The organism is Streptomyces sp. NK15101 (genome assembly GCF_020400725.1).
Classification (GTDB): Bacteria; Actinomycetota; Actinomycetes; order Streptomycetales; family Streptomycetaceae; genus Streptomyces.
The window spans coordinates 181,929-207,515 of the sequence record NZ_JAINVG010000001.1 but is presented as its reverse complement, the minus strand read 5'-3'; the positions used below and the strand labels follow the sequence as shown (position 1 = coordinate 207,515).

The following is a 25,587-nucleotide window of genomic DNA, read 5'->3' as shown; positions in this document are numbered from 1 at the left end:
GGTCGTTGCTCCGGTCGCCCCGGGGCGACCGTCGCCCCGGTCACCGCAGGGCCGTCCGTCGCGTGCCGCCCCTCAGGGTGCCGTTCAGGTCCGCCCGCGCGCCCGCCGTCGCCCGTACCGCCAGGAGCGGCCCGTCCGAGCGGCCCTTCACCCCGCCCGAGACCTCCAGGGACGCGAAGTCCGGGCTGCCCGCCGCCAGGACGAACCAGCCGCCGCCCGGCGCCTGCCACAGCACGCCCGCCAGGACCCGGGGATCCCGCACCCCACAGGCAGGCGAGCCCTCGGAGCGGGCCGCGAGCGCCGCCGGGACCCCGGGCGACGGGACCAGGAACTGGGCGAGGACCCGGCTGCCCGTGCCCCGCCAGGTCTCCGCGCGCGTGCACACCCAGGTGCCGTGCCCGGCGCCCCCCGGCAGCGGCTGCCGCGCGAACCGCCAGGCGTTCACCGACCGCACCCCGTGCGCCCGCGCCGCCGCCAACTGGCACGCCGTCCGCGCCCACGCCTCCCGCGCCTCCGGTTCCGTCGCGTCCACGGGCGCGGCGGGCGGCCCCCACAGCAGCCGGGCGGGCGCCAGCTCGCCCAGATCGGTCAGGAGCCGCGCCCCCGAACCGTCCCGCACCTGGAGGGTGTTCCACCGGGTGCAGGCACCGGCCCGCGCGGGGCTCGGCATCGGATCGGTCACCCCGTCGGCGTCCCGCACCAGCGGCCGGGGCTCCTTCGTCGGCGCGAGCAGGTCCCGTACGGCCGTCTCCCGCACCCACGGGGCCGTCAGGTAGCGGACGTTGCCCGCCGCGCGGGAGACGACCAGCGCCGCCGAACCGACCGTGTCGGCCGCGTCCGTCCGCGCGAAGTCCAGTGCGGCACCCGCCGTCCCCTCGACCGGTTCCGCGTACCGCACGGCCCGCAGCCCGTCGTGGAAGAGCACCACCCGCATGGCGTCGACCCGTCCCGCGAACAGCAGCTGCGGCGGCCCCATCGGCGGCCCGACGGGCGTCCCCGGTGTCGCGGAGGACCGCACGGAGCCGCCGGGCCGGGCCCACACGGCGAGCGCCCGCCGCAGCAGCGCGCTGTCACCGGTCAGCCCGCCGCGCGCGGGCCACACCGAGAAGTCCTGCCGCGTCGACCCCGGCCAGACCGCCGGGTCCACCCGCTTGACCGCACCGGGGTCGAGGGCGGCCTCGGCGGCGGGGTTGCGGGCGTACGAGGGTGCCGCAGCACCGTTTCTGCCCCAGCCGTCCCCGGGCAGTCCGAGCAGCGTCCCGCACACCACGAGCGCCACGACGGCGACGAACGCGGCCCGGCCGTGCTGCCGTCGCCGCATCAGATCGGTCGGCCGCGCCTGCAGGGCACACGGATCGAACTCGTCGGACTCCAGCAGGGCGGCACCACTGAGACGGCGGGGGAGGACGGGGGCGCCTCCGCCGTCGGACGGCCCGCCGGGAGCGGCGCCGGCGGCCTCCCCGGGACCGGGACCGTCCGCCCGTCCGCCGGAGCCGCCCGCGATCCCTTCCCGGCCCGCCCCTTCCGCCCGGCCCGCGCCGCCGCCACCGGAACGGCCACCGGTCCTGCCCGGCCCGGCCTGTTCGCCGACCCGCTCGGAGCGGCCGCCCGTGACTCCGCCCGTGATTCCGTCCGGGGCTCCGGCCCTTCCCGGGCCGCCCTGTTCGCCGACCCGGAACGCGTCGGAACCGGTCCCCACGGGGGCGGGGACCTCCGCCGCGTCCAGGGCGTCCGCCTCCGCCAGGGCCGCCGCCGGGTCCTCGACGCCCGCCGCCGCCAGGACGCGCAGGACCTCCGGGTCCCCCTGGCGCTCCAGGCCGCGGAGCACGTACGCCGCGCGGCCGGGACCGGAGAGCCGGGACAGCCGCTGGTCCAGGGCGAGTTCGTCGGCGCCGCCCACCCGGGGGAAGAGCCGCAGCCCCCACACGTGCGGGAGCAGCGGCGGGAACTGGGCCCGGCGCGGCAGCGCGAGGCGCCGGAGCGGCAGCCCGGCGACCAGCGCCTGCCGCAGCACCTCGCCCCGTACGTACGCGTAGCCCGGATCCACCGCGTCCTCGTCCCGCCGCGGACCGGCCACCGCCGGACCCGGGACCCGACGCCGGGGCAGCGACCGCTGGACGAGGGCGTGCGCGGTCAGCACCCGGCGGTTGCGGCCGAAGGCCGGCGGCAGGACGAGATAGGCGATGCGGACGAGCCGTGGATACCGCTCGACGAGCGCGGCCTCGGCCTGTTCGACGTCGACGGGACCCACGGGCGAGGGAACGAGATCCTGGGTGCTCACGTTCAGCAGAACGAGCGATTCTTCCGATGGTCACCCCGGGCCCGTGCGGGGGAGGATCAGACCGCCGGGACCGTCAGGCGCTCGCGGATCAGCTCCGTCACCTCGTCCGGGACGCCCAGCCCCTCCCGTACGTACTTCTCCATCGAGCCGTGCCGGACCGCCACCTCGTCGAGCGCCGCGTCCAGGTACTCCGGCAGGACCCCGATCAGTTCGAGCGCGAGCTCGGGGTCGCCGCCCTGGGCCGTGAACCCCTCGATCATGGGCGCGAACGCCAGCCGCACCGCCGGGTTGACCGCCAGGTACTCGGCCCGCACCGTCTCCTCGTCCGCGCCGAGCAGGGACAGGACGACCGTCGCCGCCCAGCCCGTGCGGTCCTTCCCCGCCGAGCAGTGGAAGAGCAGCGGACCCGCGTCCGGCGCGCCCAGCTCGTCGAGCAGGGCCCGGTAGGAGGCGCGGGCGGACTCGCCCGAGACGAAGGTCCGGTAGGTCCGGGCGAAGGCCGCCCGGACCCTGCCCCCGCCGAGGTGCTCCTCGGCGAGCGCCGGATCGGCGAGCAGGGCCTTCAGGCGCGCGGAGGGCGGCAGCCCGCTGCCGGCCAGGTAGTCGGCGAGGACGTCCGCGACGAGCAGCCGCGCGCCGGACGGCAGCCGGTCCGGCCGGTCCGCGCGCTCGACCTCCGTCCGGAAGTCGACGACGGTACGGATGCCGAGCCCGGCCACCGCGGGCTCCACCGGATCGAGCCGGTCGAGCTGCGCGGAACGGAGGACGAGACCGGACCGGACCGAGCGCCCGCCACCCAGCGGCAGGCCGCCGAGATCGCGGAGGTTGGCGACGGAGGTGGCGGGGATGGCGGGCATGGCGTCGATTCCTCCGATTCGTGCACGTTCGTATCGACGGTAGTGGATCACCCTGCTCCAAGCAGATCCACGAAACCCACGCCCCCGCCCACCCGGCGGGTGGGCCGGGGCACCGCCACGCCGGGCGCGGGCCCGAACGGGCGGGGGCGGCGGCACCGCCCAGCCGGGCGCGGCGCTCGCACGGGCGGGAACAGCGGGGCACCGCCCGTACGGGCACGCTCCCTCAGCCCTTCGTCAGCGCCGCCAAGACCTCCGCCTCCCGCTCCGGAGAGAGCCCGGCGCCCTGCCGGTCCGGGCGCTGGGGCGCGACGCCGCCGAGCGACTCCAGCCACGCCCAGGTGTCCGCGACCGTCTCCTCCACCGGCCGGCAGCGCAGCCCGGTCGCGAGCGCCCGGGAGACGTCGGCGGTGTGCATCGCGTCGTACGTCTCGCCCGGCGGCAGCCACACCGGCAGCTCCGTCCAGGGCTCGGCCCCGGCCGCGAGGAGCGCCTCCGGCTCCGTCCAGCGCAGCTCGGCGTCGGCCCCGGTCGCCCGCACGCAGGCGTCGAGCAGCCCGCCCATGGTGGTGTGCCCGGACGGCGAGACGAGGTTGTACGGCCCCGAAAGACCGGCCGCCACCGCGTCCAGCGTCCATGCGGCGAGGTCGCGGACGTCGATGTACTGGACCGGCATCGTCCGCGGCCCGGGGGCGAGGACGGGGCCGCCGCGCGCGATCCGGCCCAGCCACCAGGGGAGCCGGCCCACGTTCTCGTACGGGCCGAGGATCAGGCCCGCGCGGACGAGCAGCGTCCGGCCGGGCCCGAAGGCGGCGGTGGCGGCGAGCTCGCCGCCCCGCTTGGACTCCGCGTAGGGCACGTCCCCGTCGTCCGGGGAGCCCTCCACCAGCGGGCCGTCCTCCGCGAGCCCGGCGGCGGGCGGCCAGGCGTACACGGAGCGGCTCGACACGTACGCGTACCGGCCCGCCCGGTCCGCGAGCAGCCGGGCCGCGTCCCGGACCGCCGAGGGCGCGGCCGACCAGGTGTCCACGACGGCGTCCCAGGAACCGGTGGCGAGCGCGGCGAGCCCGTCGGGGGCCGCGCGGTCCCCGATCAGCGACGCGGCCCCCGCCGGAGCGGCGTGGCGGCCCCGGTGGAAGACCGTCACCTCCCAGCCCCGTTCGAGCGCGTCCTCGACGATCGCGCGGCCGACGAACTCCGTGCCTCCGAGCATCAGCAGTCTCATGGTCCGAGCCTGCCCGGCGGGCACGGCCGGGGCCAGGGAGTTCCGCTCCCGGAGATTCCGCCAGGGGAGAAACGACTTCGGGAGGTGTGCCTGTTCGGCCATCTGGCCGGGATGACAGCATGGCGGCGATGACGAACGCCCGGTCGCCCCTGCGCACCCTACGAGCCGCACTTTTCGCGGTCGTGTGCGTGACTTTGGCCGCTGTGGGGCATTCATCCATGTCTGCGCACCAGCTCCCGGCGACACTGCTGCTCGGCGCCTTCGCCGCGACGGCGGCGGTCGCGTGGGCGGGGGCCGGACGACGCCGGGGCGCGCCCACGATCGCGGGGTCCCTGCTACTCCTCCAGGGCGCGCTCCACCTGCTGTTCTCGACGACGGGTCAGCACGCGCAGGGGATGCACCACGCGATGCCGGGGACGGACGGGGCGCCGGCCATGGCCGGCATGCACACCATGCCGGCCATGCAGGCCCTACCCGGCATGGACGCCATGCCCGGCACGGACACCATGCCCGGCATGGATGCCCTGTCCGCCATGGACACCATGGCCACAGCCACCACCACCCCCATGACCTCCGCCTCCGGCGCTGGCATGCTCGCCGTCCACCTCCTCGCCGCCCTCCTCTGCGGCCTCTGGCTCGCCCGCGGCGAGGCCGCGTTCTTCACGCTGGCCCGCGCCGCCCTCGCGTACGCCTTCACCCCGCTCCGCCTGCTCCGCGCCCTCGTCCCCGTCACCGCGGCCCCGCGCCGCCCGGTCCGCCGGGCTCGGCGCGAGGCCCTCCGCCCGCACGCCGTCGTCCTCGCGCACGCCCTCTCCCGGCGCGGCCCACCCCGGCTGTCCGCACCCCGCGCCACGGCCCTCGGAGCACACGTCTGACCCGGGGGTCGCCTCCCCCTGTCGACACACCGACTCCAAGGACGGTCCGTCATGACCATCGACGATCTCGCACGCCCGGAAACTCCGGAATCCGAAGCACTGCCGTCACCGGCCCCGGCCGGGAACCCCGCCCGGCCCGGCACCTGGAGCGCCCTGCGCCCCCTCGTCCTGCGCCTCCACTTCTACGCGGGCGTCCTCGTCGCCCCGTTCCTCCTCGTGGCCGCCGTCAGCGGTCTGCTCTACGCGCTCTCCTTCCAGGCGGAGAAGGTCGTCTACGCGCACGAGCTGGAGGTCCCCGTCGGCGACGCCGTCCTCCCGCTCTCCCAGCAGGTGGACATCGCCCGGAAGGCCAACCCGAACGGCACCGTCACCGCCGTCTGGCCCGGCGCCGAACCCGGCGCGACCACCCGGGTCCTGATGGCCGACCCCGACGTCCCCGAGGACACCTCGTCGGCCGTCTTCGTCGACCCGTACACCGGTGACGTGCGCGGACAGCTGCCCAGCTTCGGCAGCTCCGGCGCCCTGCCGCTGCGCACCTGGATCGACGGTCTCCATGCCGACCTGCACCTCGGCGAACTCGGCCGCAACTACAGCGAGCTCGCCGCGAGCTGGCTGTGGGTGATCACGCTCGGCGGCGTGCTGCTCTGGGCCGGCCGCCGCCGGAAGAACCGCCGCGCGCTCGTCCTGCCGGAGCGGGGCCCGAAGTCCCGCCGCCGCACGCTCTCCTGGCACGGCTCGGTCGGCCTGTGGGCGGCGCTCGGCCTGGTCCTGCTCTCCGCGACCGGCCTGACCTGGTCGCGGTACGCGGGTGAGAACATCGGCACCGTCCAGGACGCGCTCGGCGGTGCGACGCCCAAGCTGTCGGCGGGCGCGGCCCCGTCCTCGGAGCACGAGGGCCACGGCGGCGCGCACCACGGCGGTACGGCCCCGAAGGGCACGGACATAGGCCTCGACAGAGCACTGGCGGCGGCCCGCGCGGCCGGCATCGACAGCCCGAGGATCTCGGTCGTGCTGCCTGCCGAGGGCAAGGGGTACGTGGTCAAGGAGACCGACACGCAGTTCCCGGTCCAGCTGGACTCGGTGGCGCTGAACCCGGCGGACGGCACGGTCCTCGACCGACTGCGCTTCAGCGACTATCCGGTGCTCGCGAAGCTGACCCGGATAGGCATCGACGCGCACACCGGCGTGTTCCTGGGCCTGTTCAACCAGCTGGCGCTGGCGGCCCTCGCGCTCGCCCTCATCCTGCTGATCCTCTGGGGCTACCGCATGTGGTGGCTGCGCCGCCCGGGCCGCCCGGCGGCGCGCGGCACGTGGCGGAAGGTCCCGGTGACGCTGCTCCTGCCGCTCGCGGCGGCGACGGCGCTCGTCGGCCGGTTCGTCCCGCTGCTCGGCCTGAGCCTGCTGGCGTTCCTGGCGGTGGACCTCACCCTCGCCCTGGCGGCGAAGGTGAGGTCGAGGGCAACCGCCTGATCAGGGCGTGTACTTGTAGCCGACCCGCCGCACGGTCTGGATCGTGTGGCGGTGCTCGGCGCCCAGCTTGCGGCGCAGCCGGGCCACGTGCACGTCGACCGTCCGGCCGTCGCCCACGTGTCCGTACCCCCACACCGTCGTCACCAACTGGTCGCGGGTGTGCACCCGGTGAGGGTGTGCCACCAGGTGGGCGAGCAGTTCGAACTCGAGGTACGTCAGGTCGAGCGCCTCCCCGTCGACGAGGGCGATCCGCTGGACGCCGTCGATGGTCACCGGCCCCTGCGCCTCCGCCGCCGCGGGAGCCGGGGCGGGGGCCGCGGGCAGGTGCGGCTGCTGGTCGGCCGGGACGAGGACGAGGTACCCGACCATCGGCGGGCGCCCCGGCAGCGTCGGCAGCGCGTGCTGGGGCGCGGGCAGCAGGGTGGCGCCGGGCGGCAGGAAGTCCGCCACCTGGGAGAGGTCCACGACCTCGTTGGGGTCGACGGCACGGAGTCGGTGCCGGCCGGGGCGGACGGCGGTGAGGGAGGCGGTCTGGGTGTGTGCCATGACAGATCAGCTCTTTCGCGCGGGGAACGGACGGAGAGGTCTCGTACGTCGTGCGCGTGGGCCGAAGGCCGGGATCGGACCGTGTACCGATCGGGGCGTTAGAGGGCCGACGCGTTCCTCACGCGTCGACAGCACCGGTCGAAGTCGTGGTGCTGACGGGAAGGCCAGAACGGCTCGAGGTCGTGGCGACCCGTCGCGGTGTCGTTCTGCATGAAGGCCATATCCCTATTGAACCAGAAGGGAATGCCGTCGACGACCCCTCCGCCCGTCGTATCCCGTGTCATCCATCCCACATGGCGAGAGGGGCGCCCACCGTGTGAAACGGTGGGCGCCCCTCGGGAAGCGGTGCGGATCAGACCTGGCCGGCCTTCTCCAGGGCCTCGCAGCAGGTGTCCACGATGAGGCGGGTCACCACGTACGGGTCCACGTTCGCGTTCGGGCGGCGGTCCTCGATGTAGCCCTTCTGGTCCTGCTCGACCTGCCACGGGATGCGGACCGAGGCGCCGCGGTCCGAGACGCCGTAGGAGTACTCGTCCCACGGGGCGGTCTCGTGCAGGCCCGTCAGGCGCTCGTCGATGCCGGCGCCGTAGTTCTTGACGTGGTCGAGCGGCTTCGAGCCCTCGCCGAGCGCCTCGCACGCGGTGATGATCGCGTCGTAGCCCTCGCGCATCGCCTTGGTGGAGAAGTTGGTGTGCGCGCCCGCGCCGTTCCAGTCGCCCTTCACCGGCTTCGGGTCGAGCGTCGCGGAGACGTTGAAGTCCTCGGCCGTGCGGTAGAGCAGCCAGCGGGCGATCCACAGCTGGTCCGAGACCTCCAGCGGGGACAGCGGGCCGACCTGGAACTCCCACTGGCCGGGCATGACCTCGGCGTTGATGCCGGAGATGCCGAGACCGGCCTTGAGGCAGTTCTCCAGGTGCGCCTCGACGATCGGGCGGCCGTGGATCTCGTCCACGCCGACGCCGCAGTAGTAACCGCCCTGCGGGGCCGGGAAGCCGTTCACCGGGAAGCCGAGCGGACGGGTGCCGTCGAAGAAGGTGTACTCCTGCTCGATGCCGAAGATCGACTCCTGCGCGGCGTAGCGCGTGGCGACCTCGACCAGCGCGGCGCGGGTGTTGGAGGAGTGCGGCGTCATGTCCGTGTTGAGGACCTCGCACAGCACCAGGATGTCGTTGCCGCCGCGGATCGGGTCCGGGCAGGAGAAGACCGGCTTGAGGACGCGGTCCGAGGCGTGGCCCTCGGCCTGGTTCGTGCTGGAGCCGTCGAAGCCCCAGATCGGCAGCGCGTCGAGGGCGAGGCCCTCACCCGCGATGATCTTCGTCTTGGAGCGAAGCTTCGCGGTCGGCTCGGTGCCGTCGATCCAGATGTACTCAGCCTTGAAGGTCACGGGTCTCATCCTTTGGCGTGCTGCTGCGGGTGTCCGCTGCGGCTCGCGGCACTGCGAGAAGCTGCGGTCTCTGCGCTGACTGCGCGGTTTGTGTTCGACCGCAGCTTCGCAACACGGGATTTCCCGTCGGTTGCCCGTTTGTGAACCCCGTGTTACTCAGCCTTCCCGATCTTCGCGGAGCCGCCGTGCGACGACGTGGGCGTCGAGGAGCCCGCCGAGGCCCGCGCCCCGCACCCGCCGGACCAGTTCGGCGTACGAGGTCCCGAGCGCCTCCGCGGTCCGGCCGAGGTGCCAGTCGCAGTCCGCGAGCCGGTTCAGGAGGTGTCCCTTCCGGATCTGGTTCTCGGAGAGCCGGAAGGTCTTCAGATAGGCCGCCCGCCCCTTCCGGTCGGTGATCACCTCGCCGATGTGCTGCTCCCGCCCGCCCCGCTCGAACGGCGGGAGGAACCGGTACAGGCCGAACCGGTCCATCCGGTGGACCCGCTCGAAGGAGTACGGGGTCTCCAGCAGGTCGCGCGCCATCAGCCCGTCGTGCGCCGCCGCCCAGGCCCGCTCCTGCTCCCGCGCGGCCGCCCGCAGGTCGGCGAGGCCGCGGATGCCGCCGGCGCCGTCCCGGATCCGCGCCGTGAACTCGGGCACCGGGGCGCCGTAGTGCGCGTACTGGTGGACCAGCTCCCCGTACAGGTCCTCGACCAGCGTCGGGTGCAGCAGCCGGTAGTCGTCCGGGTGCGGCACCACGAACGCCGCGGCCAGCGCGTCCGCCACGTACAGGAGCAGCCCGCACTGGCCCGGGTGCAGCTCGAAGACCCGCAGCGCCTCCGCGAGCCCCGGCACCGCCCACCCGGCGTACGCCGCCTCCGCGCGAGGCGAGAGACCGCGCCGCAGCGCCTCCCGGGACCAGTCGTCCCAGACCACGGACGGCCCCCCGAAGTGCAGCGCCAGGTACCCCTCCAGGGCCAGGTGCAGCGGCAGGAACCGCAGCCGCCGCTCGGCGCGCCCGTCCTTGCCGCGCCGGCGCTTGGCCATCCGGTGGAGGCGCCGCACGGGCACGCAGCCCGGCACCGCCTCGCCGCCGAGCCGCGTCCCGTACACGGCGGCCTCCGCCCCCGTCCCGGTCCAGTCGGCGACGAAGCCGTGCGGGACGTACGAGGTGTACGCGGTGCGGTCGCCGAGCTCGACGGAGGCCCCGCCCCACCCCTCGTACACCTCCCGGCGCAGCCGCAGCCCCGGCACCGGCTCGTCCCGCACGAGCGGCACGAGCCGCACCCCGCCCCACACCTGCGCGGGCCGCACGCCGAGCCCGGTCAGGTCGATCCGGGTCATCCCTCCGCCCCCTTCAGGAACAGCTCCACCCTCCGGTCCAGATAGGCCCGCAGCTCCGCGAAGCCCGTGCGCCCCTCCGCGAACTGCGCGATCTCCACCAGGGCCGCCAGATCCTCCGCGTCCCGGATCCCGGCCGTCGGCACGCTCGGGGCGAGCCGGCGCACGTCGAAGCCCTCGGAGTCGTATACGGGGTTCAGGTGCACCGCGCTCGTCCGCCGCTCCGGATCGAGGCGCGAGCGCCACACCCGCAGCACCTCGCCCGCGAGCCCCGGCGGGGCGTTGTCCCAGCCGTCCGAGACGATCACCAGACGCTCGGGACCGGTCTCCAGGGCGTCCAGGACCCGCAGGCCGAGCGGGGTCGGCCCGTAGGGGTGGACGAGCAGGGGATCGTCCCGGCCCGACGTCCACAGCGGGGTGTACGCCCCCGGGGACGCCAGGGCCTCCAGGAGGAAGTGACAGCCGAGGGCCACGGCCAGCGGACGGCGCCGCTTCACCGCCGAACCGGACGAGGAGAAGCTGTCGTCGAGGACGGCCGCCACCCGCCCCCAGCTCCCGGCGTGCGGTCCCGCGGCGCGCCGGGCGGCCGCGCGCAGTGCGTCCGTCAGCTCGGCCCGGCGTGCCACCCGCTCGCCGAACGGCAGCGCGAGGACGTACAGGGCGAGCCGGGTGAGCGGCATGACCGACAGATCGGCCGCCCGGTCCGCGCGCAGCCGTTCGAGGCGGGTCATCCGGGGCGCGATCCGCTCCAGGAACACCGCGCGGGGCACCCCGTGCTTCGCGGCGAAGCCCTCGGCGACCGTGAACGGCAGCTCGTACAGCGCGTTCTGCTCGTAGTGCGCCCGGCGGTGCGCGTCGAGCGTGGCGTTCTCGTAGCGGGTGCGGCGGCCCGGCGCGAAGAGGAAGTCGCCCGTCTCCGCGTCGGCCGCCCGCCCGTGGACGTGCCGGAGGGCGGTCTTCAGGCCGGTCCGGTACTTCACCGCGTCCAGCGCGGGATCGGGGCGGGCCGCGAGCCACGCGCGCACGATCGCGCGCGTACGGCGGTTGTTGACCCCGGCGGCGCGGAGCGCGCCGAAGAGGCGGTAGACCCGCTGCGGCGGCAGCAGCGCGAGGCGTGCGGCGATCAGCCGGCCCTCGCCAGGCTCCGCCTCCTTCGGGGTGCGGAGCAGGTGCTCGACGACGAGCGCGGCGTTGTGGTCGTTGATGTCGAGCGCGAGCGCGGCGGCGTACACGGGACGGTAGTTGACGCGTACGTACTCGTGGAGGAACGCGAGCGAGAAGCGCTGCTCGGCGGCGGAGGACCGGAACTCGCGCTGGCCGGTGGCGGTCACGGCGGCGTTGACGAAGAGGAGCACGTCCTCGGCGGCGACGAGCTCGGACATGGTGTTCTCCTTCCGGCGCGGAGGTGCCGGCCGGGGAATGAGAGCGCGAACAGCGAAGACGTTGCTTCATAGGCAGGTTCCGGAAGTCGCGCCGGAGTCCCGCGGCCGGCGCGGGAACGCTAGCACCGAGCCGGGGGAGGTCCGCCAGCGGATTACGGGCCGCGGTGGGCCCCCGGCCGGGTCCCGGGCCGTGGGGCCGCCCTCCGGGGTCCGCTGTCGGTGCCGCCCGGCAGACTGTGGGGCATGGCGAAGCACCCGGGCGCGAAGCCCCGCATCGGACTCCTCGGCACCGGCCCGTGGGCCGCGCGCACGCACGCGCCCGCGCTCGCCGGGCATCCGGGCGTCGAGTTCAGCGGGGTGTGGGGCAGACGCCCCGAAGCGGCAGCGGAGCTCGCCGCCGCGTCCGGCACCCGGGCGTACGAGGACGTGGACGCCCTGTTCGCCGCGAGCGACGCCGTCGCCCTGGCCCTCCCGCCCGACGTCCAGGCGCCCCTCGCGGCGCGGGCGGCGGCGGCCGGCTGCCACGTCCTGCTCGACAAGCCGGTCGCGACGACGGTGGCGCTCGCCCGTGAGGTGACCGGGGCCGTGGAGGCGGCCGGGGTCGCCTCGGTGGTCTTCTGCACCCTGCGGTTCGCGGAGCCGACGGCCCGCTGGATCGACGAGCAGGCGGCGGCGGGCGGCTGGTTCCTGGGAGAGGCCCACTGGCTGGGCTCGCTCTACGGCCCCGGCTCCGTCAGCGCGTACGCGGCCTCGCCCTGGCGGCGGGAGAAGGGCGGCCTCTGGGACGTCGGCCCGCACGTCCTCTCCGTCTACCTGCCGGTCCTCGGCGACGTCACCGGCGTCACCGCCGCACCGGGCCCCGACGACACCCACCACCTGGTGCTGCGGCACGGCTCTGGGGCGAGCAGCACGGCCACGCTCACCCTGAGCGCGCCACCGGAGGCGGCGGAGACGGCCCTCACCCTGCACGGCAGCCGGGGCCGGGCCGACATGCCCCGCTGGGAGGGCGCGGTGGGGGCCTTCGCCGCGGCCGTGGACGCCCTCGTCACCGCGGCCCGCACCGGCACGCCCCACCCCTGCGACGCCCGCTTCGGCCTGCGCGTCACGGAGATCCTGGCGGAGGCGGAGCACCGTGCCGCTCGCGGCTGAGGGCGGCGGGCGGCCGGTCCTCCGGGCCGTCACCTCCGACGACTGGCCCCTCTGGCGCGAGGCCCGCATCGCCTCGCTCACCGTCTCGCCCGAGGCGTTCAAGGCCCGGCTCGCCGACTGGGACCGGGGCGGCGAGGAGCGATGGCGGGCCAGGTTCGACGACCCGGCGGCGTACGGCGTCCTGGCGGTGCGCGGCGCCCGTCCCGTCGGCCTCGCGGCCGGGCTCCCGGCGGCCGGCGGCCTGCCGGAGCTGCGCTCGGTCTGGGTCGCGCCCGAAGCCCGCGGGCAGGGCCTGGCCGCGGGCCTGATCGGGTCCGTCGAGACCTGGGCGCGCGGTACGGGGGCGGGAGCCCTCCGGCTCTCCGTGCTCGCGGCGAACGTCCGGGCCGTCGCGCTGTACGAGCGCCTCGGTTACGCGCCGGAGGGCCGCGCGGGCCAGGAGCTGATCATGACGAAGCGTCTGTGACCCGCGGGCCGAGCGCCCCGGTCAGGGCCCGCGCGGGCCTCGGCGGACTTCCCGATCAGCGGGAGAGCGCGTCCCGCACGGCCTCCTCGGTGCGGCCGACGACGGCCGTGCCGTCCTCCGCCGTGATGATGGGCCGCTGGATCAGCTTCGGGTGGGCGGAGAGCGCCTCGATCCACTTCTCGCGGGCGGCCTCGTCCCTGGGCCACTCCTTCATCCCGAGCTCCTTGGCGGCGTCCTCGCCGGTCCGCGTGATGTCCCAGGGCTCGAGCCCGAGCCGCTTCAGCACCTCCCGGATCTCCTCCGGCGAGGGGACGTCCTCCAGGTAGCGGCGCACGGTGTAGTCGGCGCCCTCCGCGTCGAGGAGGGTGAGGGCGCTGCGGCACTTGGAACAGGCGGGATTGATCCAGATCTCCATGGCCCGTACGGTACCCCCCACGCCTTCCTGGAACACCCCCCAAACCCCACCTGGCCAGCGGCGATTGTCAGTGGGGGTCTCTAAAATGGGGGGTGAAGGTGAGGGTCCCGAGGAGGGCCCGCACCCCCCGTTCGCCAGGAGGTAGCCCATGGCTCTCGCCGTGATCCGGACACCGTCCATCGAACCCTGGAAGCCGCTCGAGAAGAAGCCGCTCCCCGCGGGCCGCCCCCGCGAGTGGTACGTGTCCCACAACCGCCGTCTGAAGGCCATGCGCCTCGCGATCGCGCTGCTCGACGCCGGCGTCTACGTCCCGTCGAAGGCGACGAACGCGACGATCAGCGCGACGGCCGCCGACATAGGCATCCACCCGCCCTCCGACAGCACCTGCCGCATGGTCCGGGCCCTGATCCGCTACGGCCGCTGACACCGGAGGGGTGCTGCCCGGACCGGTCCGGGCAGCACCGTCTTCGGATCCCGTCCGCTACCAGGCCACCGGCAGCCGTTCGGGGAGCCGCTTCATGAAGTTGGTGCGCCACACCAGCTGCTCGACCGGCACCGCGAGCCGCAGCTCCGGCAGCCGGTCGAGGAGCGTCTCCAGGGCGATCTCGGCGTGCCGCTTGCCGAGCGCCGTCGCCGGGCAGTAGTGCCGCCCGCCACCGAAGGAGAGGTGCTCGGCGGCGTTCTCCCGGTCCGGCCGGAAGGCCAGCGGGTCCGGGAAGCGCTCGGGATCGTGGTTCGCGGCCTCCACGAGCACCAGGACGAGGTCACCGGCCCGTACCTCGACCTCGCCGAGCCGCACGTCCTCCAGGGCGAGGCGCGGCAGTCCGTCGCCGATCGACAGATTCACCCGCAGCAGTTCGTCCATGGCCCCGGCGACGCCGCGCGTGCCGCCGGCGGTCAGCGCCTCCCGCACGTCCGGCCGGGTCAGCACCGACACCAGCGCCATCGTCAGGAAGCCGGCGGTGGAGATCACCCCGGCCCCGAACAGCGTCACGCCCACCGTCGCCAGCATCTCGTCCGTCAGATGCGCGTAGTCGGGGTCCTCGCGCAGCGCCGCGAGCTCCGCCATCAGGCCGCCCGTCGCCGGATCGTCCAGGCGCTCGGTCATGTAGGCGATGTCCCGGTCCCAGTTGAGCCGGGCCGCCTCGATCTCGCGCGGTGCGTTCATGAAGGCCACGTCCAGGCTGCGCAGCAGCCGCGGCCCGTCCTCCTCCGGGATGCCCAGCATCCGGCAGTGCAGTCCCGCCGAGTACGGATCGGCGTAGGCGCCCCGCAGCTCCCCGGGCGCCCCTTCGGCGACCAGGGCGTCCACCAGGGTCCCGGCCCGTGCCCGCAGCCATTCCTCCAGGCCGGGTGCCTTCGGGTTGATCGCCTTCATGACGGCCTTGCGCAGCCCGGCCCCGGTGATGTTGCCCATGTTGTTCACCACGTGCGGCGGGATCGTCAGCGCGTACTGCCTGGGCGCCCCCGGCGCCGAGGTGTCCTTCAGGCTGAACCTCGGGTCCTCCAGCACGTGTCTGCACAGCTCGTACGAGGAGACCAGCCAGGCCTCGGCCCCGGCGATCGTGCGGACCTTCCGGACCGGCTCGGCACGCAGCGCGTCGATCTCGGTGGGCAGCCGGGTCCCGTCCCAGTCGAAGGGGAAGGCAGGCAGGGTCTCGACGGCGACGCTCATCGCGCGGCTCCTTCGACGGTGGTCTCGGCGGTCGTTCCGACGGGCGTGAGGATGCCGTGGCCCTGGTTGCGCGAGGCCCGGAGCCCGGACCCCCGCCCGTAGAGCAGATCGGCCAGGGGCAGTGCCTGGTGGTAGCAGTTGAGCGAGGAGGGCACCCCGAGGATCGCGGGCGTGTCCAGGAAGAGCGGTACCTCGGCGCAGATGTACGCCCGGCACACCTCCCGCTGCCGCTCGTCCGTCCGCTGCCCCGGCGCCAGCTTCCCCGCCAGGAATATCCCGGTCAGCGCGTCGCAGGTCTCCCGCACCACCGGGTCGGCCGCCACGGCGTCGAGCACCGTGCGGTGCAGCTCGCGGTACGCCGGGACGTCCCCGAACTCCGACATCCCGCGGGCCCGTGCCCGTGCTCCCGTGGGGTCGGCCTCCGCGACGGCCGCTCCGACCTTCGCCCGCACCCCCCGCAGGTTCTTGACGGCCTTCCGCCGCGCCTCGTCGGCCCCGTACCCCAGCGCCTCGTACATGTCGGCGACATGCAGATCGGTGTAGACGAGATCGACCTGATCGAAGTGGTCCAGGCCCCAGCGCGTCAGCTCGCGCAGCCGCTGGGCGGTGAAATAACTGTTTCCCGGTGAGACGCCGATGACCACGTGCGCGCCCTCGTCGGCGATGACGCGGCAGTGATCGGTGTACGGCTGGAGTCGGAGCGTCTCTGCAGGGGCGAAAGCCGCCTGAGTCACGTAGGCAGTCCTCATCGCGCCAGCTAGTCCCAGCGGAGCCCTGTGCTCCGGGTGTGGCGGCAGCGACGACGACAAGCTATCGATCAGTCGCGGAGCGTGAATCCCCTACTCGTAGGTACGACCGATAGTTCGTCAGCTGTTCGCATTGCCGTGATCTTGGCGCGAAGACGGCGAGGCCCGCCGCCCCCGGAAGGGGACGACGGGCCTCGGAAGGATCCCGCTCGCGCGGTCCGCGGTTTAGAGGTCGAAGTAGAGCTCGAACTCGTGCGGGTGCGGGCGCAGCTGGATCGGGGCGATCTCGTTGGTGCGCTTGTAGTCGATCCAGGTCTCGATCAGGTCCGAGGTGAAGACGCCGCCGGCCTGGAGGTACTCGTTGTCCTCCTCGAGGGCGTTGAGGACGGCCTCCAGGTTGGTCGGGACCTGCTGGACGTTGGCGTGCTCCTCGGGAGCGAGCTCGTACAGGTCCTTGTCGATCGGCTCCGCCGGCTCGATCTTGTTCTTGATGCCGTCGAGGCCCGCGAGGAGCAGCGCCGAGAAGGCGAGGTACGGGTTCGAGGACGGGTCCGGCGCGCGGAACTCGACGCGCTTGGCCTTCGGGTTCGAGCCCGTGATCGGGATGCGCATGGCGGCGGAACGGTTGCGCTGCGAGTACACCATGTTGACCGGGGCCTCGAAGCCCGGCACCAGGCGGTGGTACGAGTTCACCGTCGGGTTGGTGAAGGCGAGCAGCGACGGGGCGTGCTTGAGGATGCCGCCGATGTAGTAGCGGGCGGTGTCCGAGAGGCCCGCGTAGCCCGTCTCGTCGTAGAACAGCGGGTCGCCGTTCGACCACAGCGACTGGTGGACGTGCATGCCCGAGCCGTTGTCGCCGAAGATCGGCTTCGGCATGAAGGTCGCGGTCTTGCCGTTGCGCCAGGCGACGTTCTTCACGATGTACTTGAAGAGCATCAGGTCGTCGGCCGCGGCGAGCAGCGTGTTGAACTTGTAGTTGATCTCGGCCTGGCCGGCGGTGCCGACCTCGTGGTGCTGGCGCTCGACCTGGAGGCCGACGTTCTCCAGCTCCAGGGAGATCTCCGAGCGCAGGTCGGCGAAGTGGTCGACCGGCGGGGCCGGGAAGTAGCCGCCCTTGTAGCGGACCTTGTAGCCGCGGTTGTTCTCCACCGCACCGGTGTTCCAGGCGCCGGCCTCGGAGTCGATGTGGTAGAAGCCCTGGTTCGCCGAGGTCTCGAAGCGCACCGAGTCGAAGACGTAGAACTCGGCCTCGGGGCCGAAGTAGGCGGTGTCGGCGATGCCGGTGGAGGCGAGGTACGCCTCGGCCTTCTTCGCGATGTTCCGCGGGTCACGGCTGTACTGCTCGCCCGTGATCGGGTCGTGGATGAAGAAGTTGATGTTCAGCGTCTTGTCGCGGCGGAAGGGGTCCACGCGGGCCGTCGACAGGTCGGCGCGGAGCGCCATGTCGGACTCGTGGATGGCCTGGAAGCCGCGGATCGACGAGCCGTCGAAGGCGAGCTCCTCCGCCGGGTCGAAGGCCGTCGCGGGGATCGTGAAGTGCTGCATCACACCCGGAAGGTCGCAGAACCGGACGTCGACCATCTTGACGTCGTTGTCCTTGATGAACTTCTGGACCTCGTCGGCGTTCTGGAACCCGTTGTTCTGGGACATCCAACTCCTCCTACTCCCGGCCCGGGGAGGGGCGGGGTTGCAGCTCGGTCGTGCGGCCAGTGCGGGGGCACACGCTGGACCCGACCATAGGCAGACGGGATTTCTCAAGCATGACCCATTTGTTTCGTCGAAGTTAACCGGGCCGGGTGCCGCCCCGCCTCTCCGGCTTCGTACGCCCACCCGCGCCGAAGTGATCAAAAACGGGCACAGTACCGTGGTCGGGTGGACAACAGGCAAGCACTCGGATCTTGGCTCTCCGGCCCCCGCGCGGCGGCCGAGGACGCAGGCGTCGACTTCGGCTACCGCGGTGAGCAGCTCGGGCTGCCCGAGGAGGGGCCCGGCTCGATCGCCCGCCCCGGGCGGCGCCTCGGCGCCCTCGCCGTCGACTGGGCCCTCTGCGTCCTGATCGCATACGGCTTGATCACCGACGGCTACGGCCAGGCGACGGGCAACTGGGCCCTGCTCATCCTGCTCGTCCTGAGCGTGCTGACGGTCGGCACCATCGGCTCGACGCCCGGCAAGCGGCTCTTCGGCCTGCGCGTCGTCTCCGTGAACGGCGGGCGCCTCGGCCTGTTCCGGGTCGTGATCCGCTCCCTGCTCGTCTGCCTCGCCGTCCCGGCCCTCATCTGGGACCGCGACGGCCGCGGCCTCCACGACCGCCTCTCCGGCGCCGTCCAGGTCCGCATCTGAGACGGGAACACGAGAAAGGCCCCGGACCGCGCGGTCCGGGGCCTTTCTCGTCAGGTCGGGTGTCAGCGCATCTTTCCGCCGCGCGGCATCCGCATGCCCTTCGGCATCGGGCCCTTCGGCAGCGGCATGTTGCTCATCAGGTCGCCCATCGCCCGCAGCCGGTCGTTGGCCGCGGTGACCTGCGGACCGGTGAGCACGCGGGGCATCTTGAGCATGGTCGTGCGGATCTTCTTCAGGGGCACCTGGCCGTCGCCGTCGCCGACGATGAGGTCGTGCACCGGCACGTCGATCACGACGCGGTTCATCCGCTTCTTCTCGGCCGCGAGCAGGGTCTTGACCCGGTTCGGGTTGCCCTCGGCCACCAGCACGATGCCGGCGCGGCCGACCGCGCGGTGCACGACGTCCTGGTTGCGGTTCATCGCGACCGCGGGGGTCGTGGTCCAGCCGCGCCCGACGTTCTGCAGCACCGCCGCCGCCGCGCCCGGCTGGCCCTCCATCTGTCCGAAGGCCGCCCGCTCGGCGCGCCGTCCGAAGACGATGGCCGCGGCCAGGAGCGCCAGGACGAAGCCCAGGATGCCCAGGTAGACCGGATGACCGATGAGGAAGCCGATCGCGAGGAGGACACCGAGTACGCCGATGCCCACGCCCGCGACGACCAGACCGACCTTGGGGTCGGCCTTCCGGGTCATCTGGTACGTGAGGGCGATCTGCTTCAGTCGCCCGGGGTTCGCAGCGTCAGCGCTGCCCGTGTTTGCCTTCCTCGCCATGTCCTGAAGTTTACGTGGCCCGGGAAGCCCGGCCGGACGCGACCTCCATCACGCGCTGGGCCTCCACCCGGTCCTTGGCGCGGCGGCGGTCCTCCAGCACGGAGTTCCAGGCGTTCCGTCGCGCGGTGCGCTGGCCGGCGCCCAGGAGCAGGGCCTCCACGGCCTTCAGGGCGTCGGTGACGGACGGGATCGCGGTGACGCGGACGTGCGTCGATGCGGCCGGCATGGCGGGGCCTCCCTCGATGGCGGGTGGGACGAGGTGGGGGTGTGAGCGGCTGGTGGCGGTGAGTGAAACCAGGCTCACAGATCGGTGTTACCAGGGCGTGACCCGGTGGTCAAACACTGATGAAACGTTGATGCGGCCATGTGGAGGACCGGGTGGACGCCGAAGCGGCCCGGACGCCCCCGCTGAGCTGCGGAGGTGTCCGGGCCGCGCCGGATCCGGCCTATACCGGCCGGTAACTGCTTGTGCGGCGATTCACACAGGCCCGGCGCGGGGCTCAGACGGCCTGGGTGGCGTTGTCGACCGCGCCGCGCTTCTCGATCGCCTGCTGGTACAGCCGGCCCGCGCGGTACGAGGAGCGGACCAGCGGGCCCGACATCACGCCGGAGAAGCCGATCGCGTCGGCCTCCTCCTTCAGCTCCACGAACTCCTGCGGCTTCACCCAGCGCTCCACGGGGTGGTGCCGGACCGAGGGGCGCAGGTACTGCGTGATCGTGATGAGTTCGCAGCCCGCGTCGTGCAGCTGCCGGAGCGCCTCGCTGATCTCCTCGCGGGTCTCGCCCATGCCGAGGATCAGGTTCGACTTCGTGACCAGACCGTAGTCGCGGGCCCGGGTGATGACGTCCAGGGAGCGCTCGTAGCGGAAGCCCGGACGGATCCGCTTGAAGATCCGCGGGACGGTCTCGACGTTGTGCGCGAAGACCTCCGGGCGGGAGTCGAAGACCTCCTTCAGGAGCTCCGGCACCGCGTTGAAGTCGGGGGCGAGCAGCTCGACCTTGGTGCGGCCCTCGGCGCGGTCCGCCGTCTGCTGGTGGATCTGGCGGACGGTCTCCGCGTACAGCCAGGCGCCGCCGTCCTCCAGGTCGTCGCGCGCGACGCCCGTGATGGTGGCGTAGTTCAGGTCCATCGTGACGACCGACTCGCCCACGCGGCGGGGCTCGTCGCGGTCGAGCGCCTCGGGCTTGCCCGTGTCGATCTGGCAGAAGTCGCAGCGCCGGGTGCACTGGTCACCGCCGATGAGGAAGGTCGCCTCGCGGTCCTCCCAGCACTCGAAGATGTTGGGACAACCCGCCTCCTGGCAGACCGTGTGCAGGCCCTCGCTCTTCACGAGGCCCTGCATCTTCGTGTACTCGGGACCCATCTTCGCGCGGGTCTTGATCCACTCGGGCTTGCGCTCGATGGGGGTCTGGGCGTTCCGGACCTCCAGGCGCAGCATCTTGCGTCCGTCGGGGGCGACTGCGGACACATCGGCTCCTGTAGCTTCGATTCTTCGGCGTACACCAGGGTACGCCCGTTGCTTCCATGCCTTGCTTTACGCTTGGCCAACCTGTGGCCACAGCTCGGCATTCCTCAGGCCGAGGCCCGCTCGATCTCCCGCGGCTTCGGCTCCGCGTTCTCCAGCACGTCCCGCAGGTGCTTCTCCGCGACCGGGAGCACCTCCTCGATCGTGACGTCCCGGCCCAGCTCGTTGGCGAGCGAGGTCACGCCCGCGTCGCGGATGCCGCACGGGATGATCCGGTCGAACCAGGCGTTGTCCGGGTTCACGTTGAACGAGAAGCCGTGCATGGTGACGCCCTTGGCGACCCGGATGCCGATCGCGGCGAGCTTCCGGTCCTCGCGGCGCTGGCCGGCGTTGGACGGGGCGTACTCGGGGCCGTTCAGGCGCGGGTCGAACTCCTCGTCGTTCAGCCGCGGGTCGAAGTCCAGGGAGAGGCCGCCGATCGACGGCCGCCGCTCGACCGGGTCGCCGAGGACCCAGACCCCGCTGCGCCCCTCGACCCGCGTCGTCTCCACGCCGAACTCGGCGGCCGTGCGGATCAGGGCCTCCTCCAGGCGGCGCACGTGCGCGACGACGTCCACCGGGCGGGGCAGCTTCAGGATCGGGTAGCCGACCAGCTGGCCCGGACCGTGCCAGGTGATCTTGCCGCCCCGGTCCACGTCCACCACCGGCGTCCCGTCCAGCGGCCGCTCGTTCTCCTGCGTGCGCCGGCCGGCGGTGTAGACCGGCGGGTGCTCCAGCAGCAGACAGGTGTCGTCGATCTCGTCGGCGAACCGTGCGGCGTGCACTTCGCGCTGCTTGTCCCAGGCCACCTGGTAGTCGACGGATTCCTCGCCGAACCCAAGGCGGACGAATCGCAGCTCACTCACGGCCATGCCTCCTCCTGGGCGCCGGAAGCCGGGAACCGGGGATCATCCCGGGCCGGCTCGGCACCATGCGTCATTCGCGCCCATGCCACTGTACGGCGGTACCGGGGACGCCCCTCCGGCAGGTGGACGGGGGCACCTACGTCAGCGATGCCGTCAATCCTCACACGATCGGATGAATGTGGGGCGAAGGTGGCGGTACGGGCCGCGGAGACCGCTAAATTCACGCCGTTCCATGAGGGTCCGACGGGGCTGCCGCCCGGACCCGGAAGGCAGGAGACCGCACAGCTGATGACGGAACGACCACCGCAGCGCATCCCGAACCGCCAGCTCGCCGCGCTCATCGCCGAAGCCGGGTTCTCCAACGCGGGGCTCGCCAGACGGGTCGACCAGCTCGGTCTGGAACACGGGCTCGACCTGCGGTACGACAAGACCTCCGTGACCCGCTGGCTCCGCGGCCAGCAGCCGCGCGGCACCACCCCCGCCCTCATCGCCGAGGTCTTCACCCGCCGCCTCGGCCGCCGCCTCTCCGCCCAGGACCTCGGCCTCGACGCCTGCGCGCCCGTCTACGCGGGCCTGGAGTTCGCCGCCACCCCCGAGGAGGCCGTGGACATCGTCAGCGGCCTGTGGCGCAAGGACTCCGGCAGCCACGCCGAACTCCGCAAGATCGCCTTCACCCCGGCCGGCCTCGTCGTCCCCAGCCGCGACTGGCTGATCGGCCGCGCCGACGACCGGGTCGCCCGCGGCGAGCCCGCCCCCGGCCCGGCCGCCCGCCCGCCGTCCGCCCCCGCCGGATCCGCGCAGGACCCCCGGGTGCCGCCCCAGGGCCGCTTCTCCGTCCCCCGCCAGCGCGGCACGGACCGGGGCCCCGGGCAGCGGGTGTCCAGCGGCGACATCGCCGCCCTCCGCTCCGTCGGCGAACTCTTCCGCACCCTCGACCACGCCTACGGCGGCGGCCACGCCCGCCAGGCCCTCGTCCGCTACCTGGAGCACGAGGCCGAGCCCATGCTGCGCGGCACGTACGGGGAGAGCACCGGCCGCCGGCTCTTCGCCGCCGCCGCCGACCTCACCCGGCTCGCCGGCTGGACCTCGTACGACATCGCCGCCCACGGCCTCGCCCAGCGCTACTTCGTCCAGGCGCTGCGCCTCGCCCAGGCGGCCGGTGACCGCGCCTACGGCTCGTACGTGCTCCTCACCATGAGCTGCCAGGCCGTCTACCTCGGCCACGGCCGCGAGGCCGTACAGCTCGCCCGAGTCGCCCAGCAGGGCGTCGGCCCCGCCGCCCCGCCCGTCGTCCAGGCGATGCTGCACGCCGTCGAGGCGCGCGGCCACGCGGTCCTCGGCGAGGCGCGGGCCTGCAGCGCCTCCCTGGTCCGCGCCGAGCGGGCCCTCGAAGCGGCCCGGCCCGGCGACGAGGTGCCGTACTGGGCCCGTCACTTCGACGAGGCACAACTCGCCGACGAGCTCGGGCACTGCCACCGGGACCTCCAGCAGTACCGGCCCGCCGCGCAGCACGCCGAGCGCGCGCTCCAGCTCCGCGCGCCCGGCTTCGCCCGCAGCCGGCTGTTCTGCCGGGTCGTCCTCGCCACGTCACGCCTGGCCCTGGGCGAACTGGAGCAGGCGTGCGCGCTGGGCGCGGAGGCGGCGCAGCAGGCGTCGGAGATGCGCTCGGCGCGGGCGCTGGAGTACGTACGCGACTTCGAGCGCCGCCTGGAGCCGTACCGCGACGCGGCGGCCGCCCGCACCTACCGGGACCGCGTCGCGGCGATCGGCTGACACGGCGCCCCGGCGGAACGCATGCCCGTGACGGGGTCAGGCCGCCGCGTCCGGTTCCGCCAGGCGGGGGCGGGCCCCCCGGGCCGCCATGAGGGACCTCGTGGCGCGGGCCGCCGACGTCAGCGCGCCCCGGACCGTCCCCGCCTCCCGGTGGTCCCCGCACACGTACAACCCCGCCAGGAGCCGGACCGGGCGGTGCGCGTCGTGCGGCGGCGGCATCGCCGGGACCGCGTCCCGGGTGTGGTGGAGGGCCAGGAGCTCCCAGTCGTCCGTGGACGTGCCGTACAGCGTTGCCAGGTGCTTGCGGACCCGGCGCTCCGTGTCGTCCGGGGGCGTGCCGAGGACCGTGGAGGTGACGAGGCCCTTCCCGGCCGGCGCCCGGGTCGGGTCGACCGCGCTCATCACCGCCGTGTGGGCGACCGGTCCGCCGGGGTCGGACTCCAGGAGCAGGGTGGGGTCCGAGACGGGCGCCGCGGGCGCCGTGTGGTGGAGGACGGTGACCGGGTGGAACGCGGGGAGCCGCAGGCCCGGCAGCAGCTCCGCCGCCGTGCGCGCCCCCGTGGCCAGGAGCACCGAGCGGCAGCCGATCACGCCGTGCTCGGCCGTCGTGACCCGGGAGACCGACACGTCGGTGACGCGGACGCCGGTGCGGACCGTGCCCGGCGGCAGCGAGGCGGCGAGCCGCTCGGGGAGCGCCGCCGAACCGCCCTCGGGGACGGTCGGCCGTCCCCGGGCGAAGGCCCGCAGTGCCAGGTCCGCCTGACGGCTCGACATGCCGAGGTCCGGATCGGCGAGGAGCGCGGCGAGCAGCGGCCGCAGCACCCCCTGGACGGTACGGGCGGGGAGCCTCGCGGTCAGGGCTTCCCGGGCGGTCCGGTCGGGCCGGGCCAGCAGTCGCTGCGGCGGCGTCGCGGCGAGCCGCACGAGGGAGGCGCCGAGCCGCGCCTGGTCGAGCGACGCGGCCGGATTCCGGGGGGCGCTCGCGAGGGCGCGCGCCACGCTGAACGCTCCCCCCACGCCCCGGTGGACTCCGCCGCTCCGGTGTCCGGCGGTCCGGTGTCCGGCGGTCCGGCGCGGGTGCGGGACGCCCCATCGCGCGTACCGCCCGTCGCTGTGCACGAGCACCCCGGGGGCGAAGGGGCGGAGTTCCAGGCCGTGGAGACCCGGCGTGGTCCGCAGCTCCTCCGAGGAGAGGGTGAGCAGCGGGCCCACCCGGTCGAGCAGGAAACCGTCGACGAGATCGGTGGCCAGCCGTCCGCCGACCTGCGGCTCCGCCTCCAGGACGGCGACGGCGAGCCCGGCGCCCGTCAGCCGGTGCGCGGCCGCGAGCCCCGCGGTCCCGGCTCCTACGATGACGACGTCGACGGCCTCCACGACGTCCCTGTGCTGTGCGCTGGTTGCGGTACTGAGCACGTGCCCCTCCCCAGGTCGGCGCCGCCGGTGGGAGGCGTTATGCCCCCGACAGGCCTCCGGAACGCCCGAGTTCGCGTTCGTATCGAACGGTGGTCATCGAACGGTGGGCATCGAGCCTAGGCAGTGCCGCCGCGGAAGTCGGCCGCGCGCGGTGGGGTTCACGCAGCACGGGGGAGCGCACCCCGCGGGGAGGGGGCTCAGCGCAGCGCCGCCCGGATCGAGTCGTCGATCGTCGGGAAGGCGAAGTCGAAGCCGCTCTCCAACAGGCGCCCCGGCAGCACCCGCTGACTGCCCAGCACGTCCTGGGCGAAGTCGCCGAGGACGATCCTCAGGGCCGGCGCGGGGACGGTGAACACGGTCGGGCGGCGCAGCACCCGGCCCATCGCCGCCGTCACCTCGCGGTTGGTGACCGGCTCGGGGGCCGTCAGGTTCACCGGACCGGAGAGGGCGGGGGTGTCGACCAGGTGGCGCAGGGCGGCCACCTCGTCGTGGAGGGAGATGTGCGACCAGTACTGGCGGCCGTCGCCCATCCGCCCGCCGAGCCCCGCGCGGAAGACGGGGAAGAGCCGTCCCCACGCCCCGCCCTGGCGGGCCACCACCAGGCCCGTGCGGGCGTAGGCGACCCGGATGCCGGCCTCCTCGGCGGGGGCGGCCGCGGCCTCCCACTCCCCGCACACCGAGGGCAGGAAGCCCGTGCCGGCGGGGGCGCTCTCGTCCACCGCGCGGGTGCCGGTGTCCCCGTACCAACCGAGCGCCGTGCCGCAGACCAGCGTCTCCGGCGGGTCGGCGAGCGAGGCGAGCGCCTGGGAGATCGCCGTCGTGCCGAGGACCCGGCTGTCCCGGATCTCCTTCTTGTACGCCTCGTTCCAGCGGCGCTCGCCGACGCCGGCGCCCGCCAGGTGGACGACGGCGTCGACGCCGACGAGCCCGGCGGCGTCCACGTACAGCCGCTTCGGGTCCCATTCGACCTCGTCGGCGGTGCGGGCGGGGCGGCGGACGAGGCGGAGGACGTCGTGGCCGTCGGCGCGCAGGGAGCGGACCAGGGCCGAGCCGATGAGTCCGGAGGCGCCGGTGACGGCGACGCGCTTGCGAGTGGCGGAACGCTGCATGCGCACCATCCTGCCCTCTCCGGCCG

Annotated in this window: 24 protein-coding genes; 7 read left to right on the top strand and 17 right to left on the bottom strand. The window is 73.9% G+C overall.

The window, feature by feature from the left end; all coding sequences use genetic code 11:
* Nucleotides 1–40: 40 nt before the first annotated feature.
* The 3 genes from K7G60_RS00965 to K7G60_RS00955 form a co-directional block, all read right to left on the bottom strand.
* The gene (locus K7G60_RS00965; RefSeq protein ID WP_225798813.1) at nt 41–2,281 is read right to left on the bottom strand and encodes a hypothetical protein; all 2,241 of its coding nucleotides are present in this window, start codon (nt 2,279–2,281) and stop codon (nt 41–43) included.
* A gap of 56 nt (nt 2,282–2,337) precedes the next feature.
* The gene (locus K7G60_RS00960) at nt 2,338–3,138 is read right to left on the bottom strand and encodes a tyrosine-protein phosphatase (RefSeq protein WP_225798812.1); all 801 of its coding nucleotides are present in this window, start codon (nt 3,136–3,138) and stop codon (nt 2,338–2,340) included.
* Between the two features lie 223 nt (nt 3,139–3,361).
* A complete protein-coding gene (locus tag K7G60_RS00955; RefSeq protein WP_225798811.1) occupies nt 3,362–4,360 on the bottom strand; it encodes an NAD-dependent epimerase/dehydratase family protein in 999 nt (332 codons plus the stop codon).
* A 218-nt stretch (nt 4,361–4,578) separates the two neighbouring features.
* On the opposite strand from K7G60_RS00955, the gene K7G60_RS00950 reads away from it, so the two are divergent.
* Both K7G60_RS00950 and K7G60_RS00945 read left to right on the top strand, forming a co-directional pair.
* Nucleotides 4,579–5,235 (top strand): hypothetical protein, encoded by a 657-nt coding sequence (locus K7G60_RS00950; RefSeq protein ID WP_225798810.1) that lies wholly within the window; start codon nt 4,579–4,581, stop codon nt 5,233–5,235.
* 51 nt (nt 5,236–5,286) lie between these two features.
* Nucleotides 5,287–6,705, top strand: a complete 1,419-nt coding sequence (locus tag K7G60_RS00945; protein WP_225798809.1) for a PepSY domain-containing protein — start codon at nt 5,287–5,289, stop codon at nt 6,703–6,705.
* Here the strand turns inward: K7G60_RS00945 and K7G60_RS00940 are convergent, their stop codons facing one another.
* The 4 genes from K7G60_RS00940 to K7G60_RS00925 all read right to left on the bottom strand — a co-directional run bounded on the left by K7G60_RS00940 (nt 6,706) and on the right by K7G60_RS00925 (nt 11,337).
* The gene (locus K7G60_RS00940; RefSeq protein WP_225798808.1) at nt 6,706–7,251 is read right to left on the bottom strand and encodes a winged helix-turn-helix domain-containing protein; all 546 of its coding nucleotides are present in this window, start codon (nt 7,249–7,251) and stop codon (nt 6,706–6,708) included. It lies immediately after the preceding gene.
* Between the two features lie 352 nt (nt 7,252–7,603).
* Nucleotides 7,604–8,635, bottom strand: coding sequence for a glutamine synthetase (glnII, locus tag K7G60_RS00935; RefSeq protein WP_225798807.1), 1,032 nt, complete (start codon nt 8,633–8,635; stop codon nt 7,604–7,606).
* A gap of 156 nt (nt 8,636–8,791) precedes the next feature.
* Nucleotides 8,792–9,958, bottom strand: a complete 1,167-nt coding sequence (locus K7G60_RS00930; RefSeq protein WP_225798806.1) for a hypothetical protein — start codon at nt 9,956–9,958, stop codon at nt 8,792–8,794.
* Nucleotides 9,955–11,337: a hypothetical protein gene (locus K7G60_RS00925; RefSeq protein WP_225798805.1), complete on the bottom strand. Its 1,383-nt coding sequence runs from the start codon at nt 11,335–11,337 to the stop codon at nt 9,955–9,957. Before K7G60_RS00925 ends, K7G60_RS00930 begins: the two co-directional genes overlap by 4 nt.
* 243 nt (nt 11,338–11,580) lie before the next feature.
* Between K7G60_RS00925 and K7G60_RS00920 the strand changes: the two genes are divergently transcribed.
* Nucleotides 11,581–12,486: a Gfo/Idh/MocA family protein gene (locus K7G60_RS00920; protein ID WP_225798804.1), complete on the top strand. Its 906-nt coding sequence runs from the start codon at nt 11,581–11,583 to the stop codon at nt 12,484–12,486.
* A complete protein-coding gene (locus K7G60_RS00915; protein ID WP_225798803.1) occupies nt 12,470–12,952 on the top strand; it encodes a GNAT family N-acetyltransferase in 483 nt (160 codons plus the stop codon). Before K7G60_RS00920 ends, K7G60_RS00915 begins: the two co-directional genes overlap by 17 nt.
* 55 nt (nt 12,953–13,007) lie before the next feature.
* Here K7G60_RS00915 and K7G60_RS00910 read toward each other — a convergent pair whose 3' ends face one another.
* A complete protein-coding gene (locus K7G60_RS00910) occupies nt 13,008–13,367 on the bottom strand; it encodes an arsenate reductase family protein (protein WP_225798802.1) in 360 nt (119 codons plus the stop codon).
* Between the two features lie 148 nt (nt 13,368–13,515).
* Here K7G60_RS00910 and K7G60_RS00905 point away from each other — a divergent pair, with 148 nt between their 5' ends.
* Nucleotides 13,516–13,791, top strand: coding sequence for a hypothetical protein (locus tag K7G60_RS00905; RefSeq protein WP_225798801.1), 276 nt, complete (start codon nt 13,516–13,518; stop codon nt 13,789–13,791).
* Between the two features lie 57 nt (nt 13,792–13,848).
* Here the strand turns inward: K7G60_RS00905 and K7G60_RS00900 are convergent, their stop codons facing one another.
* The 3 genes from K7G60_RS00900 to glnA all read right to left on the bottom strand — a co-directional run bounded on the left by K7G60_RS00900 (nt 13,849) and on the right by glnA (nt 17,438).
* The gene (locus tag K7G60_RS00900; RefSeq protein ID WP_225798800.1) at nt 13,849–15,042 is read right to left on the bottom strand and encodes a cytochrome P450; all 1,194 of its coding nucleotides are present in this window, start codon (nt 15,040–15,042) and stop codon (nt 13,849–13,851) included.
* Nucleotides 15,039–15,776 (bottom strand): tRNA-dependent cyclodipeptide synthase, encoded by a 738-nt coding sequence (locus K7G60_RS00895; protein ID WP_225798799.1) that lies wholly within the window; start codon nt 15,774–15,776, stop codon nt 15,039–15,041. The genes K7G60_RS00900 and K7G60_RS00895 overlap by 4 nt, the downstream gene beginning before the upstream one ends.
* Before the next feature lie 237 nt (nt 15,777–16,013).
* Entirely contained in the window at nt 16,014–17,438 is a 1,425-nt protein-coding gene (gene glnA / locus K7G60_RS00890; RefSeq protein ID WP_225798798.1) for a type I glutamate--ammonia ligase, read from the bottom strand.
* Nucleotides 17,439–17,660: 222 nt separating this feature from the next.
* Here glnA and K7G60_RS00885 point away from each other — a divergent pair, with 222 nt between their 5' ends.
* Nucleotides 17,661–18,128, top strand: a complete 468-nt coding sequence (locus tag K7G60_RS00885) for an RDD family protein (RefSeq protein WP_225798797.1) — start codon at nt 17,661–17,663, stop codon at nt 18,126–18,128.
* Between the two features lie 62 nt (nt 18,129–18,190).
* Here K7G60_RS00885 and K7G60_RS00880 read toward each other — a convergent pair whose 3' ends face one another.
* The 4 genes from K7G60_RS00880 to lipB form a co-directional block, all read right to left on the bottom strand.
* On the bottom strand, nt 18,191–18,895 hold the full coding sequence (locus K7G60_RS00880) for a DUF4191 domain-containing protein (RefSeq protein WP_225798796.1): 705 nt from the start codon (nt 18,893–18,895) through the stop codon (nt 18,191–18,193).
* A gap of 10 nt (nt 18,896–18,905) precedes the next feature.
* Nucleotides 18,906–19,121: a hypothetical protein gene (locus K7G60_RS00875; RefSeq protein ID WP_225798795.1), complete on the bottom strand. Its 216-nt coding sequence runs from the start codon at nt 19,119–19,121 to the stop codon at nt 18,906–18,908.
* A gap of 274 nt (nt 19,122–19,395) precedes the next feature.
* Nucleotides 19,396–20,364: a lipoyl synthase gene (gene lipA, locus K7G60_RS00870; RefSeq protein WP_225798794.1), complete on the bottom strand. Its 969-nt coding sequence runs from the start codon at nt 20,362–20,364 to the stop codon at nt 19,396–19,398.
* A 104-nt stretch (nt 20,365–20,468) separates the two neighbouring features.
* Nucleotides 20,469–21,266: a lipoyl(octanoyl) transferase LipB gene (gene lipB, locus K7G60_RS00865; RefSeq protein ID WP_225798793.1), complete on the bottom strand. Its 798-nt coding sequence runs from the start codon at nt 21,264–21,266 to the stop codon at nt 20,469–20,471.
* Between the two features lie 288 nt (nt 21,267–21,554).
* On the opposite strand from lipB, the gene K7G60_RS00860 reads away from it, so the two are divergent.
* Nucleotides 21,555–23,039, top strand: a complete 1,485-nt coding sequence (locus tag K7G60_RS00860) for a regulator (protein WP_225798792.1) — start codon at nt 21,555–21,557, stop codon at nt 23,037–23,039.
* A gap of 36 nt (nt 23,040–23,075) precedes the next feature.
* Here K7G60_RS00860 and K7G60_RS00855 read toward each other — a convergent pair whose 3' ends face one another.
* Together K7G60_RS00855 and K7G60_RS00850 are read right to left on the bottom strand one after the other, a co-directional pair.
* Nucleotides 23,076–24,452 (bottom strand): NAD(P)/FAD-dependent oxidoreductase, encoded by a 1,377-nt coding sequence (locus K7G60_RS00855; protein WP_225798791.1) that lies wholly within the window; start codon nt 24,450–24,452, stop codon nt 23,076–23,078.
* A gap of 197 nt (nt 24,453–24,649) precedes the next feature.
* A complete protein-coding gene (locus K7G60_RS00850; RefSeq protein ID WP_225798790.1) occupies nt 24,650–25,570 on the bottom strand; it encodes a TIGR01777 family oxidoreductase in 921 nt (306 codons plus the stop codon).
* Between the last annotated feature and the right edge of the window lie 17 nt (nt 25,571–25,587).

What these genes read in the sequence shown, in the direction of transcription:
- K7G60_RS00960 (WP_225798812.1), bottom strand. Translation starts at nt 3,138, where the DNA reads ATGCCCGCCATCCCCGCCACCTCCGTCGCCAACCTCCGCGATCTCGGC.
- K7G60_RS00955 (WP_225798811.1), bottom strand. Translation starts at nt 4,360, where the DNA reads ATGAGACTGCTGATGCTCGGAGGCACGGAGTTCGTCGGCCGCGCGATC.
- K7G60_RS00950 (WP_225798810.1), top strand. Translation starts at nt 4,579, where the DNA reads ATGTCTGCGCACCAGCTCCCGGCGACACTGCTGCTCGGCGCCTTCGCC.
- K7G60_RS00945 (WP_225798809.1), top strand. Translation starts at nt 5,287, where the DNA reads ATGACCATCGACGATCTCGCACGCCCGGAAACTCCGGAATCCGAAGCA.
- K7G60_RS00940 (WP_225798808.1), bottom strand. Translation starts at nt 7,251, where the DNA reads ATGGCACACACCCAGACCGCCTCCCTCACCGCCGTCCGCCCCGGCCGG.
- K7G60_RS00930 (WP_225798806.1), bottom strand. Translation starts at nt 9,958, where the DNA reads ATGACCCGGATCGACCTGACCGGGCTCGGCGTGCGGCCCGCGCAGGTG.
- K7G60_RS00925 (WP_225798805.1), bottom strand. Translation starts at nt 11,337, where the DNA reads ATGTCCGAGCTCGTCGCCGCCGAGGACGTGCTCCTCTTCGTCAACGCC.
- K7G60_RS00920 (WP_225798804.1), top strand. Translation starts at nt 11,581, where the DNA reads ATGGCGAAGCACCCGGGCGCGAAGCCCCGCATCGGACTCCTCGGCACC.
- K7G60_RS00910 (WP_225798802.1), bottom strand. Translation starts at nt 13,367, where the DNA reads ATGGAGATCTGGATCAATCCCGCCTGTTCCAAGTGCCGCAGCGCCCTC.
- K7G60_RS00905 (WP_225798801.1), top strand. Translation starts at nt 13,516, where the DNA reads ATGGCTCTCGCCGTGATCCGGACACCGTCCATCGAACCCTGGAAGCCG.
- K7G60_RS00900 (WP_225798800.1), bottom strand. Translation starts at nt 15,042, where the DNA reads ATGAGCGTCGCCGTCGAGACCCTGCCTGCCTTCCCCTTCGACTGGGAC.
- glnA (WP_225798798.1), bottom strand. Translation starts at nt 17,438, where the DNA reads ATGTCCCAGAACAACGGGTTCCAGAACGCCGACGAGGTCCAGAAGTTC.
- K7G60_RS00880 (WP_225798796.1), bottom strand. Translation starts at nt 18,895, where the DNA reads ATGGCGAGGAAGGCAAACACGGGCAGCGCTGACGCTGCGAACCCCGGG.
- K7G60_RS00875 (WP_225798795.1), bottom strand. Translation starts at nt 19,121, where the DNA reads ATGCCGGCCGCATCGACGCACGTCCGCGTCACCGCGATCCCGTCCGTC.
- K7G60_RS00860 (WP_225798792.1), top strand. Translation starts at nt 21,555, where the DNA reads ATGACGGAACGACCACCGCAGCGCATCCCGAACCGCCAGCTCGCCGCG.
- K7G60_RS00850 (WP_225798790.1), bottom strand. Translation starts at nt 25,570, where the DNA reads ATGGTGCGCATGCAGCGTTCCGCCACTCGCAAGCGCGTCGCCGTCACC.